General features: G+C 45.4%; 13 protein-coding genes. 6 read left to right on the plus strand and 7 right to left on the minus strand.

Translation table 11 applies throughout. The annotated features are described in order from the left end of the window. Positions 1-137: 137 nt before the first annotated feature. Positions 138-566 (plus strand): cysteine desulfurase sulfur acceptor subunit CsdE, encoded by a 429-nt coding sequence (csdE, locus tag HC752_RS01935; RefSeq protein ID WP_190333393.1) that lies wholly within the window; start codon positions 138-140, stop codon positions 564-566. A 358-nt stretch (positions 567-924) separates the two neighbouring features. Then, positions 925-4,488 carry a hypothetical protein gene (locus HC752_RS01940; protein WP_190333394.1) on the plus strand — a complete coding sequence of 1,188 codons (3,564 nt, stop codon included), beginning with the start codon at positions 925-927 and terminating at the stop codon, positions 4,486-4,488. A 206-nt stretch (positions 4,489-4,694) separates the two neighbouring features. On the opposite strand, the gene csdA is transcribed toward HC752_RS01940, so the two are convergent. From csdA to panE, 3 genes are read right to left on the minus strand one after another with little or no spacing between them, the layout of a single operon-like run. Next, positions 4,695-5,900, minus strand: coding sequence for a cysteine desulfurase CsdA (gene csdA / locus HC752_RS01945; protein ID WP_190333395.1), 1,206 nt, complete (start codon positions 5,898-5,900; stop codon positions 4,695-4,697). Positions 5,901-5,903: 3 nt separating this feature from the next. After that, positions 5,904-6,500 carry a DJ-1 family glyoxalase III gene (locus tag HC752_RS01950; RefSeq protein WP_190333396.1) on the minus strand — a complete coding sequence of 199 codons (597 nt, stop codon included), beginning with the start codon at positions 6,498-6,500 and terminating at the stop codon, positions 5,904-5,906. Further along, positions 6,497-7,387: a 2-dehydropantoate 2-reductase gene (gene panE, locus HC752_RS01955; protein ID WP_190333397.1), complete on the minus strand. Its 891-nt coding sequence runs from the start codon at positions 7,385-7,387 to the stop codon at positions 6,497-6,499. Before panE ends, HC752_RS01950 begins: the two co-directional genes overlap by 4 nt. Positions 7,388-7,677: 290 nt before the next feature. On the opposite strand from panE, the gene HC752_RS01960 reads away from it, so the two are divergent. The 3 genes from HC752_RS01960 (at position 7,678) to HC752_RS01970 (ending at position 9,678) form a co-directional block, all read left to right on the plus strand. Next, positions 7,678-8,271, plus strand: coding sequence for an LON peptidase substrate-binding domain-containing protein (locus tag HC752_RS01960; RefSeq protein WP_190333398.1), 594 nt, complete (start codon positions 7,678-7,680; stop codon positions 8,269-8,271). Between the two features lie 190 nt (positions 8,272-8,461). Continuing rightward, the gene (locus HC752_RS01965; RefSeq protein WP_190333439.1) at positions 8,462-8,995 is read left to right on the plus strand and encodes a sigma-70 family RNA polymerase sigma factor; all 534 of its coding nucleotides are present in this window, start codon (positions 8,462-8,464) and stop codon (positions 8,993-8,995) included. Continuing rightward, positions 8,992-9,678 carry a ChrR family anti-sigma-E factor gene (locus HC752_RS01970; RefSeq protein ID WP_190333399.1) on the plus strand — a complete coding sequence of 229 codons (687 nt, stop codon included), beginning with the start codon at positions 8,992-8,994 and terminating at the stop codon, positions 9,676-9,678. Before HC752_RS01965 ends, HC752_RS01970 begins: the two co-directional genes overlap by 4 nt. Before the next feature lie 143 nt (positions 9,679-9,821). Here the strand turns inward: HC752_RS01970 and HC752_RS01975 are convergent, their stop codons facing one another. Genes HC752_RS01975 through HC752_RS01990 form a run of 4 tightly spaced genes read right to left on the minus strand, consistent with a single transcriptional unit; the run spans position 9,822 to position 13,554 of the window. Further along, positions 9,822-11,204: an AmpG family muropeptide MFS transporter gene (locus tag HC752_RS01975; RefSeq protein WP_190333400.1), complete on the minus strand. Its 1,383-nt coding sequence runs from the start codon at positions 11,202-11,204 to the stop codon at positions 9,822-9,824. Positions 11,205-11,264: 60 nt separating this feature from the next. Beyond that, positions 11,265-11,807: a peptidylprolyl isomerase gene (locus HC752_RS01980; protein WP_190333401.1), complete on the minus strand. Its 543-nt coding sequence runs from the start codon at positions 11,805-11,807 to the stop codon at positions 11,265-11,267. Beyond that, the gene (locus HC752_RS01985) at positions 11,807-12,379 is read right to left on the minus strand and encodes a YajG family lipoprotein (RefSeq protein WP_190333402.1); all 573 of its coding nucleotides are present in this window, start codon (positions 12,377-12,379) and stop codon (positions 11,807-11,809) included. Before HC752_RS01985 ends, HC752_RS01980 begins: the two co-directional genes overlap by 1 nt. Before the next feature lie 38 nt (positions 12,380-12,417). Continuing rightward, positions 12,418-13,554: a methyltransferase gene (locus tag HC752_RS01990; RefSeq protein ID WP_190333403.1), complete on the minus strand. Its 1,137-nt coding sequence runs from the start codon at positions 13,552-13,554 to the stop codon at positions 12,418-12,420. Positions 13,555-13,778: 224 nt separating this feature from the next. Here HC752_RS01990 and HC752_RS01995 point away from each other — a divergent pair, with 224 nt between their 5' ends. Then, positions 13,779-14,093 carry a BolA/IbaG family iron-sulfur metabolism protein gene (locus tag HC752_RS01995; protein WP_190333404.1) on the plus strand — a complete coding sequence of 105 codons (315 nt, stop codon included), beginning with the start codon at positions 13,779-13,781 and terminating at the stop codon, positions 14,091-14,093. The last annotated feature ends 73 nt before the right edge of the window (positions 14,094-14,166 follow it).

The following is a 14,166-nucleotide window of genomic DNA, read 5'->3' on the forward strand; positions in this document are numbered from 1 at the left end:
TCAACGAACTGTCATTGCCCGACCATAGCGTTGCCCGACCATAGTGTTGGGCTTTTTTATGTCTGTACGCTAGGCGCATCCATTGATGAAAATAGGTATAATCCCACTCAGTTAATTTCTAGGCATCAATTAAGACAATGAGCAACTTTCCTTCCTCCCCATTTGGAACTGATCTTTCTAGTGACGACATTGCAGACACCATGCAACGTTTTACAAGTTGGGAGGATCGCTATCGACAGGTGATTCAATGGGGTAAGAAGCTCCCCGTAATGCCAGACGTGTTGAAGTCCAATACCGTGACAATTTCTGGATGCGAAAGCCAAGTGTGGCTTGTTTCGGAAAAACGGGGTGAGCACTGGTATTTTTGTGCTGACTCAGATGCCAGAATCGTCCGTGGTTTAATTGCCCTTGTGCTGGCGGCTTATGACGGCAAAACGTCGGAGCAGATTGCGCAGTTTGATATAGAAGACTATTTTGAAAAAACGGGTCTTATCGCGCATTTAAGCCCGTCGCGAGGCAATGGCCTAAAAGCTATTGTGGATCACATTCGGCTCTCTACCCAATAGCCTCTTCTCCACTCAATAGTCCCTCTACCCAGTGGTAAATCAGCTCAAGGTGCTAGGTGTTGCGGTTTCACTGTGTCTTGATGTTATTCAGATATGTCACTATCAGAAAAGTGTAGATCAATGTCTGAGTTGCTCATTCTGAAATGTGCTATTGGTCTACTTTTTAGCAATGCTTTTCTGGCTTTTTTCAACATCATATCAATTGAATTCTCTTATTTGTCTTTTAAATCAAAACACTAGGGGGTGTTGGGTTTATTTCTTCTTCTGAGTGGTGTTGAAAACGTATGATTCATGTCTGTACAAAAAATCTCCATTTGATAAGGTTGTTAATGTTTGTATATAAAATGGAGTTTTAAATATGAATGTTAGCTATTTGAGAGTCTTTGCACTGACATCGATTTTATCACCCTTTGGGGTGATGAGTGGACCAGTCGCAATTCAAGGTGGCGAGCTTGCGATAGACAAAATTCAGTGGGTTAAGCGATCTAACATCGTTTACCAAAACCAACCTTCAGCCATAGATTTCGCTCCAATAGGGAATGGAACCGTTGGGGGATCTGTTTGGTGGAAAGATGGGTATGGGATGCACGTGCAAGTCCAACATACGAATCAAATCCTAGGGAATCGAAGTAATGGAGTTTTGTCGTTTCCAGATTTGGAGAACATGGATGGTAGCGCCCTTACACCTTTTCAGGCTTCTTTAGACTTGGCTGATGGCGTGTTTACTGCAAACGATGGAGCGGTGACAGTAAGAGTTTACGCCGACAAAACGAAAGATGCGATCATCGTTGATATGAGTGGCCTTTCCGCCAATCAAACTCAACGATTAAACCTTAATCTTTGGCCCGGTAGGGCACCGACCTGGGTAAACGATGCTCAAAATGGGGTGTTTGGGTTTACCGAAGGGCTAAGTGATCCACTCAATCCTACTTTTAGAGGAGGCATGGTAACGGCGATACAATCTACTGGAACGAGTATAACGAAAGCATCAATCTCTGATGGCATTCAACAAACGGTTTCAGCGGATGCGGATGGCAATTTGAGGGTGATATTTTCTGCCACTGAGTGGGAAAGTATGGCATTCAGTGACACCGGTGTTGCTGAACTTGCAACCGCTCATAATGGCATGTTGAGAGAGGCTAACTTACTACAAAATGCGAAATCGGAGTGGCATAACCGATGGGCAAACGTGATGCCTATCAGGATCGACGTGGATCGAAATGATACGTCTAAGCCAGAAGCGCTTTTTGAATCGGCGCGTACACTTAACCTCTATTACAGTTCGATCGGTGCGCAAGGGCAATACCCCATTACTCAAGGCGGTCGCTCTCGGCTAATTGGTCCGGGAAAAGAGGCAAACCGACAATGGAACTACTACTACGGTGGTGATTGGAATTTCAACTCACGAAATCAGTATTACACGATGTTGGCGTCCGGTCAGGCTCACTTAATGAAGCCTTATTTTGAGTGGTATACAGGCAATTTATCGAAGTCTGAAGAGAATACTCGAGATAATTTCCCTTCAACGGTGGAGGGGGTGTGTATCACAGACAATAATCGTTACGACAAACACAACTATTATGTATCCATTTCTGGTAACGATTTGGGGGATGGCACTGAGCATATTGGGGTTGAATACTGCAACCCAAATTCCCATTGGTATACAACAAACCAATACGAAACGGGAGCCGCTGTCGCCTTAACCTTGTTTCAGTATGCGGATTTGACTGGGGATACGGCGTACTTAGAATCCAAAGCAGAGTTTATTCGTAAAGTGACCTTGTTTATGGCCACCGTCGGAGAGGTGGATTCAACGACGGGTAAGTACACGGTAAAAGGCAATACATTTGAGAATTGGTTTTACACTCAAAACCCTTCTTTGATTGTCGCATCCATGAAAGCATTGTTTCCTAAAGTGAGGGCTTGGGCCCAAAATAAAGTGGATAGCAATAGCGATGGAAAGGGCGATTACGCAGCCCTTATCCGCAAAATCGATTCTGTAACGCCATACATGCCTTCTTTACCTATAACAAACAAAAATCACGGGTCAGACAATGCTTATTGGAGACAATCGGATCCGAACATCAGTAAAACAGATAGCAACGCGATTCTTGCGTGGACAGAGAATAAGTTAAACAGTGGGCTCAGTAACTTCCAGAATCCGGAAATGGAGGCCGTTTGGCCATACAATCTATTTGGTGTAGGAAAGCCAGATTTGGCTCTTGCCCAACGGTCATATAATTACCAGTACTTCCCAAATCGATACGAATGGAATTTCGACGCGACTTGGGCTGCGCGTCTTGGGTTGAAAGACAAAGTAGCAGATTCATTACTCTACTCATTAAAACATCATATTTATGGTGGAGCTCAGCTGACGAATGGATTTTCCAGTGGTGGGCACCCGGACTTTGGACCGGACAATGGGCATGGACAAATAGAAATGCTCGGCAATATGTCTCACGGAATTCAAGAGTCTATTGTGCAATATTATGACGGTGTGCTTCGATTGGGTGTTGGGCTGCCAAATACTTGGACGTTACAAGGTGCTGCAAAGATAGCTGGGCAACATATTGTGGCGGCGGATTTTCAAAGTGGTGAGTTGAAAGCGGCAGCAATAACCGCAGGTAGCTCAGGTAACTTGAAAATCAGTAACCCTTGGCAATCCATGAAAATTGTGGATTCTAACGGCAATGTGATTGCAAATAGCACCAATCGAGAAGTGGACATAACCCTTGTGTCTGGAAGGCGTTATACGATTGAAAACAATGATGAGCCCATTTCCACACTGGGTATACGAAGCATTGTTGATCAAGCCAATACCAGTCCTATCGTGTATGTTGGACAGGGCTTTACTCGGACATTAGGTGTCGTCTCTGATCCCGTTTCCGGGCAACCTGAAAACCTCGTCGCAACGCCTAAAGGTGGGTCAAAAATCTTACTGAACTGGGAAGACAAGGTAACCAATGAAACCGCTTTTGATGTCTGGCGAGATGGGGTGAAAATTGCCTCGCTGGCAGCCAATAGCACATCGTATCTGGACGAATCTGCGCCCGAAGGCAGACTGGTTAACTACCAAATTCAGTCGATACCAAACCAAACTGCGTCTGCGGTAGTATCGGTTCAAACCGTTGCTTTAAGGTTCAATGCTCCGTCGGCTTTTACTGCCAATCCGCTATCGGGAGATCACATGCGATTGACGTGGGATATAGGTGAGTACGGTGTTGTGTACGATAGAGTGGATGTCTACCGAAATGGGAATCAAATTGGTTCGGCTGCGAATGGGCAAAATTTTTATGATGATTTGAATGCCGGTCAATGTACGCTCACTTCTCCTTGTAATTATCAACTCAGGGCGTTTTACAACGCAGATTATAAGGATTCTGCCATTCTGTACGGCGTAGTCTATGGTCATCCTGTTTCGACTCAAGATCTTACCGGAAAAGTCGGGGCGAATTTTATTGAATTAAAATGGTCGGTGCCCGAAAACAGTGGGACAGTCGCGGTAACGGAAATATGGCGCAATGGTGGGCTGATAGATAGTATCCATGGTTCTAGCACTGTGTATTATGATAGGGATGTTTCCGTAGGTGGAGGCTACAACTATCAGATACGGTTTAAAAATGGATTGGGAAACAGTTCATCTAACCTACTGCAAGGGATCAAGTTCCAAGCGCCAGCAACCATCACAAATTTGGCGGTTCAGTCCAGTGTGGGTGGGCTAGCATTGAGTTGGACTCTACCTAATACTGGTGGTCTGGCCGATTCGTACCAAGTGTGGCGTTCTGGAGGTAAAATTGCGAGTATTGATGGTGATTTGACGAGTTATATTGATAGTACGGCGTCAGCGGGCTCAAGATACGATTATCAGCTAGTTGCTGTCAATGCGCTTGGTACATCAACTTCAAATGTGACTTCTTTCTAGCAAGATATTGAGTTGAGTGCGTCACAATATAAGAAAGCCAACCCAGTTTTATTTTAGGGTTGGCTTTATTGAATGAGCGTCATACTTAAATTGAGTCAGAAACAGGACTTCGTAGAGGCTATCTCGCTGCACTATTGCACTATTGCACTATTGCGCTATTGCGTGAGTACCCAAGGCTTCAGCTGGTCGTTTCACGTTTGATGCCTTTACAACAGCTCTAGTGCTTTCTCGACAGCTTTCACCAGCCTTTCTACCTCTTCTTCCGTATTGTAAATCCCAAACGAGACTCTGACGGTGCCTGACACGCCGAAGGCATCCATGAGTGGATGGGCGCAATGATGACCAGCGCGTACAGCGATGCCTTGCTGGTCTAAAAGAGTGGCGATGTCTTGGTGGTGAATGCCATCAGCAACAAACGTCAGCACGCTCGCGTTAGGCTGATAGCCAAGCAGCGTAATGTCGTCCATTTGGTTAAGTTGTTCAGCTGCGAGTGCTTGTAAACGGTGGATGTGCGATTCTATTTCTTTAAGAGGAAACGAACGATACCAGTTGATGGCGACGCCTAATGCAATGGCTCCCGCGACGTTTGGTGTGCCAGCTTCGAATTTTCCTGGAAGTTCGGAAAATGTGGTGCCGCTGAAACTCACGCGTTCCACCATTTTGCCACCGCCATGCCATGGGGGCATGGATTGCAGTAAATCGAACTTCCCGTACAACACGCCAATCCCTGCTGGTGCGTATAATTTATGACCAGAAAAGACATAGAAATCGGCATCCAGTGTTTTAACGTCTACGGATTCATGAACAATGCCTTGAGCCCCATCGATGACACTGATCGCGCCAACTTGGCGGCTGAGCGTTATGATCTGTTCAATCGGTTGACGGTGTCCTGTTACGTTCGTCATATGCGCGACAGCGACGATCTTCACGTTGCGAGATAACCGATCCTTAAATGCCACCATATCGAGTTCGCCCAACGGCGTCATTGGGATTTTAACGATATTTGCCCCCGTCTGCTCTGCCACAATTTGCCAAGGAACAATGTTCGCGTGGTGTTCCATTTCACCAATCAAAATCTCATCCCCCGCCTGAAGCGTGCTTCGAGCATAAGTTTGCGCGATCAAGTTTAACGCTTCTGTGGCGCCTCGGGTCCAAATGACCTCTTTCGGTTGCGCACCTATAAAGTGGGCAACCGTCTCTCTGGCTTCTTCAAACAGAGAAGTGGCCTTGGCGGTTAAAGAATGGCTCCCGCGATGCACGTTGGCATTTTGCTGGCTGTAATATTGTTGAATGGCGTCGATCACCACTTGCGGTTTCTGAGTGGTTGCGGCGCTATCCAGATAGACCAAAGGGGGCTGATTGGCATCTTGTGTCAGCGCAGGAAATTGTGAACGTACGTCGGCTAAAGGCATACTTTATTTACCCATCTCATGGTAGTGAAGGTTAGGTAAGGTCACCATGGGCTCGGCAACTTGCCACGCGTGGGGTTTGCCTGAAAGCTGAATTACGATTTCCATCGCAAATTCTAATGCGCTACCTGGCCCTTGGCTGGTGATGAGTTTGTGATTGATATCCGTGACAACGCGTTTTACGCGCCATTGCGCTTTGGGGATCTTATCCTCGAAGCTTGGGTGGCAGGTCATGATGGCTTTAGGGTAAAGATCGTGGGCTTGCAAAACGAGCGCAGGGCTTGCGCATATCGCCGCCATCCAGCGGGCTTCGTAACTATGTTGTTTCAAGATCTCTGTGAGTAATGTGCTGTCTCGAAAGACTTCGGCTCCCGGCACGCCACCAGGCAGCGCGATAACATCAAACTGCTCATCGGCAACCTCGACCAGTCTGCAATCCGCGGTGAGTGTGACCCCGCGAGAGGCTTTCATGGTAAGTGATCCTTCTGGGTCGACACTGGCAACCGTCACGTCATAACCCGCACGAACCATAATATCAATAATGGTTACGGCTTCCATTTCTTCTGTACCCGAAGCGATAGGGACCAGTATTTTATAGCTCATGATGAAATCCAGCTTTTTTCGATGGTTAAAATGGCATCCAGTAACGCTTGATTAGCTGGTACTGGAATACGATGACGAGCAGCAACTTGAATAAGGTAGCCAGTGATAAATTCTATCTCAGTTTTCCGTTGGTGAAACACATCTTGCTGCATTGACGAGTGGTTTTTGGCTGTAGCATGAATAACCGTGCTGATTTTCTCTCTCAACGCTCCAAAGTCAGCCGCGAAACCTTCGTGGCGCATCACGCAGACAAGCTCTTGAGTCACGTTATCCAATGTGGCGCTGAATTTGGGCAGGGCAAGATCGCCATTCAGGCATTGATGAATGCCCGTTAATGGGTTGATGGCACAATTGATGGCTAATTTATCCCAAAGGGCTTGATGGATATTGGGGTTCCACTTGACGTCGGGAAGGGCGTGATGAAGCACCTCTTCCAAAAACTCGCATTTCCCACCTTTGGAATTGAAACCACCAATCTGAGTCTGACCCACCCCCGTGTGCATGACTTGACTGGTATTGGGCTTGTAAGCCGCTTGAGTGGTGGTGCCCACAACGATAGGAAAGGCATCGATGTTGGACTTCAGTGTGTCAATAGCGCCCATTCCATTGTGCAGAAACAATAAGATAGTATCCGGGTGCAGGTGAGGCAAAATCGGGAGTAAGGCAGTTTGTACTTGCCACGCTTTCACTGTGATCAAGATGACATCCCCCTTTTCTAAGGTACTGAGCTTATTCGCTTCAAAGGTGATTGGGGCTTTATCGTCTAGAGACAGATCTTGTTGCTTGTGATTATGACGAGTCCAGAGAGAAACATGATGTCCAGCTGTTGCTAGCGACGTTGCCCAAAGTGAACCAACGGCACCGGGACCTAATATGACGATATTCAAACCTAGAAGCCTTATCAGAGATGATTGGAGCAAGGATAGCGACAGGGCTGAAAGATGCAATACAAAGTCGACATAAACAGGAGAAGTCAACGCAAGTAGCGCTTATTGAAACGAGTCGTGTAAGAGGATATTGGGGGGAATGGCGTTTCAATAGCGCCATGTTATCTCGCGAGGTATTTTGGGGCTGAAACCTCCGGAGTTTCGTATTTTCTGAGTGAATGAATATGAATTGTGATCGCGATGGGAGGGGCTTTCGTAAAGTCAGAATATAAAGAGAAAGGAAAATGAGCATGTCATTAATTACCAAATTATTTCCTTTAAGTTCCGTTGTTCTACCAGAAGGAAAAATGAGCTTGAGAATATTCGAGCCTCGATACAAGAGGTTGGTCAAAGAATGTTGTCAACAAAATGTGGGGTTTGGCATTTGCCTCATGTCAGATCGTGCTGAAGCCTCTCCTCATAATGTGTCTGAAATTGGTACTTTAGTCGAAATCGTTGACTTTGAAACATTAGAAGACGGTCTGTTAGGGATCACGGTTTACGGCAAGCAAAGAATTCGAGTGAAAAGAGTGTGGTCCGAAGCTGACGGGTTACGAGTCGGAGAAGTGGAACACCTCCCTAATTGGCAAACAGTGCCGTTTGTCCAAGAGACCGAGCACGTTTCGAAACAACTCAGGCATGTTTATAGCCAGTTTCCTCAAGTTAAAAACCTGTACGACCAATGCTTTTTTGATGATGCGACATGGGTGAGCCAGAGATGGCTTGAATTGCTGCCTATCAATCAAACGAAATTTGATCTTCTCGTCTCTCAGGATTCTTGCAATGCGGTATTGGATTTTCTGTCGGGAGTCATCGATAGAGGTCACTTGACCGAAAAAAGATAAATAGTTCCGAAAAAGTGATCGATCCTTTGGTGTGCTCGTATATGCTTTTCATAGGAAGAAAACATAATGTTCGTTGTTGGGGCAAACCTCAGCTCGATATTAAGGAACGATCATGAGCAAGACGCTGCAATCAGGCTCTGGATGTCAGCCCAAAGCCAAAGGAATCGACCGAGCACATTGGTCGGCTTGTATGGCTCGAATACAAAATGGAGACAAAGACGCGTATGCAGAGGTGTTTCGATTTTTTTCGCCGAGGCTTAGGGCATTCGTTGTTAAGCACGTGAGCAACGAGCACGTGGCGGTCGAGATCATTCAAGACACCATGGCAATGGTCTGGCAAAAAAGTCACCTTTTTGACCCTGACAAAAGCTCTCTCTCAACGTGGATTTACACGATTGCGAGGAATTTGAGTTTTGATTTATTAAGAAAGCAAAAAGGAAAAGAGCTTCACGTGCATTCTGAGGACATTTGGGCTAGCGATTACTGTCCTCCGGATCTTGTTGAGCACTATTCACCGGAACAAAATATGCTGAAAGAACAAGTCGTCCGATTTTTAGATGTACTACCTCAAAATCAAAAGGACGTTGTTAAAGCCGTCTATCTTGACGAGCTTCCACATCAGCAAGTTGCCGATATGTTTGATATCCCATTGGGAACCGTCAAATCGCGCTTGCGTCTTGCTGTAGAGAAGTTACGGCACTCAATGGAGGGGGATGCATTATGAACTGTCACCCAGAGATCGAACTGATCCACGCGTACGTGGATGGCACGATTGATCCTTGTCACGGCATCATGCTGGCAGCACATTTGGAAACGTGCAGCCAATGCCGGCAACATGTCCAGCGATTGGAAGCCGAAGCCGCCAATGACCTGTTTGAGCCTGAGAGCCTGGAAAAAGATTCAAGCGTTCCTAGTCTAGATTTGGATGCAATGCTATCAACCATTGTGGACATGAAGCAGCTTAAACCCGCTTCCGATGCTGAAGACGTTTCCTCTGTGCACATTGAGTTAAACGGTAAGCAGTTTGTTTTGCCCAAAGCGTTGAGAAATCAAGTATCGAGAATTGGTGAATGGCGCAGTTACGGTGGCAAGGTGTACAGCGCCGCAATTGAGCTTGAAGAAAATGAGGCGAAAATGAACCTACTTTACATTAAGGAAGGGGTTCAAGTTCCTCAGCATACCCATAAAGGCATCGAAACCACATTAGTGTTGCATGGAAGCTTCAGTGATGAAGATGGGCAATATGGTGAAGGCGACATCATGTCTCGCGATGCATCAGTGAAACACGCTCCGAAAACGTCGGAAACTCAGGATTGTTTGTGTTTGACCGTTTTGACAGAGCCGATGATATTCACTCAAGGTGTGGTCCGAGTCTTCAATTTGTTTGGGAGAGGGATGTACCCTTAAGTCTTTTCTTGCTATTGCATGCACTGTATGTCTTAGAACTGTTCAACGTTTTTAGAACGATGCAAAGTTCTTAGAACTATTCAGAGCTTAGAGCAATACAAATGAGAGAAAAAAGAGGCTCGTTTGAGCCTCTTTTTTAAGTTTTATTTTGCGGAAGGAGTATCTTCCGGCTCCGTCTGTTCCGCCTCTCTGCTCGCTTTGGCTAACAAATCGGTGAAGTGATGCCTTAGTGAGTAGAGCATAATCAAGCTTGGAATCACCATCAAAGCCGTTACGATGAAGAAAGTTGACCAATCGTTCAAGAAATCAACGAGTTCTCCACTGAAAGACGCCAGCGTCGTTCTTCCGAAATTACCCAGTGATGCCAGCAATGCGTATTGCGTGGCTGAGAACGCTTGACCCGTCATAGCCGTTAGGAAAGAGACAAATGCGACGGTTGAAAATGCCGTCGTGAAGTTATCGACAACAATGGTGGCGAAGAACAAAGTCTCACTTGGTCCGACTTTCGCTATCCAAGCAAACATCAAGTTACTTGCGGCCATGGCGATACCGCCAACCATTAAGCCGCGCACGATACCAAACTTCACATTGATCATGCTGCCCAAAATGGTGAACAAAATAGTAAAGCCCCAACCAATCAGCTTGGAGTAGTAGCCAATTTGTTCGTTACTGAAGCCGACTTCCTTATAAAACGTAATCGACATACGACCCAAGAAGGCTTCGCCAATTTTGAATAGGAAGACAAATAAAAGCAGGGTAATGGCAACTTGCACGCCGTTACGTTTGAAGAAGTCATAAAACGGCTCAATAACGGTCACGGTAAACCATGCAGCCACTGGAGAACCGACGACTTCGGAGTGACGTTCCTCGGCTTGTTTCTGAAGGGCATCCCGTTGAGTTTGTGGCTCACCTACCAATAACGTAAATAGGATCAGCACACCTACAATGATCGCCATGCCATAAAATACACCGTTCCAGCCAATACTGTCTGCATTGATAAAAGCCAAGTAGCCAGGAAGAGAATAACCTGTCCACCAACCTACGACGGCCATGGCTGATGCTTGAGGCAGCTTATTGGATTGTGATTTTGGGAAGGTATCGATTCGATAAGCGTCAATGGCGATGTCTTGTGTTGCTGAAGCGATAGCAATACCGAAGGCAATCATTGAGGTAACCATCAAGTTGGTTGCCGGATCAACCCCTGCTATAAACAAAGTACAAATCAATATTAGGGATTGGCACAGCAGTATCCAACTGCGTCTTTGCCCCAACCAAGCATGAAGAATGGGTAATTTTACGCGGTCGACTAAAGGTGCCCATAAAAAGTTAATAGCGTAAACCGCGAAAATAGAACCGAAGTAACCAATGGCAGCGCGTGTAAGCCCCGCATCTTTGAGCCAGCCAGACATGTTGGAGCCAATGAGTACCCAAGGAAAGCCGCTAGAGCAACCCAGCATAAAGACCCACAGCAAGCGTTTATCAAGGTAACTTCGGATGGTTTCCGTCCAAGTCATATTGCTTGACATAGAACACTCCTTGTATGAAAAGCGAAAGAAAACGCTAGCGTTTTGCCAGCGTTAATGTTGTTATTTTTGTAGCGTGACTTTTTTTATCACGATAGGTTCAACGGGAATATCTTGCATTCTGCCTATGGACTTGGTGGGTTTGGTGGCCATTTTTTGAACCACATCGAACCCCTTTGTCACCTTTCCAAAAACAGCATAGCCTGGGTTAGAAGACGAGTAATTCAGAAAATCGTTGTTTTGCAAGTTAATAAAGAACTGACGCGTGGCAGAATGAGGATCAGACGTACGTGCCATTGCGATAGTCGCTGTGTCATTTTTTAAACCATTGCTGGCTTCATTCTTGATAGCATCGTAAGTCGGCAAGCGCCCCATTTTTTCATCAAACCCACCGCCCTGGGCCATAAAACCAGCAATGACACGGTGAAATTGGGTGCCTTCATAGCTGCCATCTTCGATGTATCGAAGAAAGTTTTTGACTGTAATGGGCGCTTTTTCTTCGTTTAACTCAACAATGAATGAGCCAAGTGTTGTTTCGAACACAACGTTTTGCGCCCAAGTTGGTAGTGATAAAAGGCATACCAAAGATAAAATTAGGCTGCGCATTAGAATCTCTCCTTCATGTAGTTTAGAAGTTCTTTGTCGTTAGCGATTTCGGCGAGTACGAGATCGACTACATCATTGAGTACCAACTCAACATCGTCATTTGAAGCAGACAGAGAACCTGTTTTCGTCGCGGTACCGTTGTAAGATTTAACGAGTTTACCGCGCGGTGTTTCCGCTGTAACTTGAAGCGTTACTTTTGCGTTTAACTCATTTTTCATCAATGTGTTTGATACATTTACTAGAGCCTCTTGAACCTCAAGGCTAAGGGTATTGTTGCTATTTGCCACCATTTGGAAACCTTGAGAGACCAACTGTTGGTACATGGCTGTTTCGATGGCAATCCGCAAGTTTTGTTTAGTATGGATAGGCTGAGTGGTGCGGCGACCACTGTTAACTAACGCGACATATTGAGAAGTGCGTATGTCGCGGCTTTCTAGAGAGAAAGACAGTCCATTCACCAATTTTACGCTGCTCAAGGTGGGGGTCGGTGTGAGGTTTATTTGTTCTTCTTTTTGCGGAGAAGCACAAGCTGCTAACAGTATTACAGATGCAGCAAGTATCAATTTTCTCATGACGAATTCCTTAATTAAACATTCTCGCAGGACGTTTTCTATTTTTTAGTGGCTTGTAATATAACAAATTTACGATTCGATGCGACGAGCTTAACCTGTGATTTTCCAAATAAGCGTTCAAGTTTTATATCGTAGCCTAGGTGACGGTTCCCAATAACAAATAAATCCCCTCCACTGCTAAGAACATGCTTTGCATCACAGAACATTTGCCACGCAATGTGGTCTGTCACGGCTTGTTGTTGATGGAAGGGAGGGTTGCATAACACTAAGTAAGTACTCTCTTTTTCAAATCCATCAAGGCAATTATTGGCTATACACTGGATATTGCGATCTTCCCCCAGCGTTTCTGTGAGATTGCGCTTAGCCGATTCCACAGCCATGTAGCTTTCGTCCACACAGGTAATCGTCGCTTGGGGATTTAACTGTCCCGCTTTAACAGAAAGCACACCGTTGCCACAGCCAAGATCAATAATGTGCTTTAGTTGAGGGTTTTGAGGGATGTGCTCAAGCATAAAACGCGCACCCAAATCGAGCCCCTCACCGGAATACACGTTAGCGAGGTTGGTCAGTGAGAAGTTTTCTCCGTCCACTGCCCATTTTGTTTCAGGCTCTGCTTTATGGCTGACGGCAGAGTTCGGTGTCGAAAACACAAGTCGGTGCTTCTTCCATGCAAGAGAAGTCGTTGTTGTACCAAGGTGTTTTTCAAACAGCTTTAATGTGGATGTGTGTATTTCTTTAACTTTGTTCACCGCCACTATTTGGCAGTGCGAGGGTAACGCCGATCGCAATTGATTGAGCTGATACGTTAAAAATCGATTGATTTTGGGTATCTGCATTAGCACCAAATCTACGTCTGCTGGAATGTTTTCCAAGCTGGTCCGAAATTCAACTTTATTGCACTGATTTCGCTGTAGATTTTTTAGCGTACCATGGTGAGAAATGAATGAGTCCGTCATCATGGTAACGTGATGTTTTTCTGAAAACCAGCAAGATAGAGCACCGAAATGATCGTTTAATATCAGGATTTTTTTTCCGTCTGAAACGTTAAGCTCTTTTTCGACATAGTTAATTAGGTATTCATCGCCAGCATTCCATGCTTGAAGTGTTTCTTGTGCACGTTTGGGAAAACGATGCAGCGTTAAGGTTCGACCATCGATGTGTAGCTCGGTATTCATTGTGCTTGATTTCTAATGGGCTAAACGTGCATTGTCGCAGAAAGCGATAAATTCTAGAAACGAAAAGAAAAAGAAATCGGTTTGAACGTCTTCTTCGTTTTCCTCTCCTTCGACAGCCAACTTGGGCAGTCATCCAATCCGAGAATATGGGATATTGATAACAAGACCGTAACAGGCGATCATCAGTCAGGTATAATCTAATAAAAATGGAGCAAGGAACGAACATGATTCATGACATCATAGAAGAAAAATTGCGCAGTGCTTTTGAACCTAAGCATCTAGAAGTACTAAATGAAAGTTACATGCATAATGTCCCTAAAGGCTCTGAAAGCCACTTTAAAGTGATCATCGTCAGCCAAGCGTTTGAAAACTTGAGACTGATTGCTCGGCACCGCAAAGTTAATGGCGCATTGATAGAAGAATTAGAAAATCACATACACGCTCTCTCTATTCATACCTATACTGAATCAGAATGGTTGCAACAAACGGATGGCGCTCCAGAGAGCCCAATGTGTATGGGCGGAAGCAAACTGGGGTAAAGCTAGAGGCGGTGTTGCTGCTTTTTTAAGCAAATTGACGTTGAGTGAATGAATAGTAAAGAAGTGAATTGTT

The sequence above is a fragment of the Vibrio sp. S9_S30 genome (assembly GCF_014694455.1).
GTDB lineage: Bacteria > Pseudomonadota > Gammaproteobacteria > Enterobacterales > Vibrionaceae > Vibrio.

Bases quoted from the DNA above. Each gene is read 5' to 3' on its own strand.
- HC752_RS01960 (WP_190333398.1), top strand. From the start codon at position 7,678: ATGTCATTAATTACCAAATTATTTCCTTTAAGTTCCGTTGTTCTACCA.
- HC752_RS01985 (WP_190333402.1), bottom strand. From the start codon at position 12,379: ATGAGAAAATTGATACTTGCTGCATCTGTAATACTGTTAGCAGCTTGT.
- csdA (WP_190333395.1), bottom strand. From the start codon at position 5,900: ATGCCTTTAGCCGACGTACGTTCACAATTTCCTGCGCTGACACAAGAT.
- HC752_RS01940 (WP_190333394.1), top strand. From the start codon at position 925: ATGAATGTTAGCTATTTGAGAGTCTTTGCACTGACATCGATTTTATCA.
- HC752_RS01965 (WP_190333439.1), top strand. From the start codon at position 8,462: ATGGCTCGAATACAAAATGGAGACAAAGACGCGTATGCAGAGGTGTTT.
- csdE (WP_190333393.1), top strand. From the start codon at position 138: ATGAGCAACTTTCCTTCCTCCCCATTTGGAACTGATCTTTCTAGTGAC.
- HC752_RS01980 (WP_190333401.1), bottom strand. From the start codon at position 11,807: ATGCGCAGCCTAATTTTATCTTTGGTATGCCTTTTATCACTACCAACT.
- HC752_RS01995 (WP_190333404.1), top strand. From the start codon at position 13,779: ATGATTCATGACATCATAGAAGAAAAATTGCGCAGTGCTTTTGAACCT.
- HC752_RS01975 (WP_190333400.1), bottom strand. From the start codon at position 11,204: ATGTCAAGCAATATGACTTGGACGGAAACCATCCGAAGTTACCTTGAT.
- HC752_RS01950 (WP_190333396.1), bottom strand. From the start codon at position 6,500: ATGAGCTATAAAATACTGGTCCCTATCGCTTCGGGTACAGAAGAAATG.
- HC752_RS01990 (WP_190333403.1), bottom strand. From the start codon at position 13,554: ATGAATACCGAGCTACACATCGATGGTCGAACCTTAACGCTGCATCGT.
- HC752_RS01970 (WP_190333399.1), top strand. From the start codon at position 8,992: ATGAACTGTCACCCAGAGATCGAACTGATCCACGCGTACGTGGATGGC.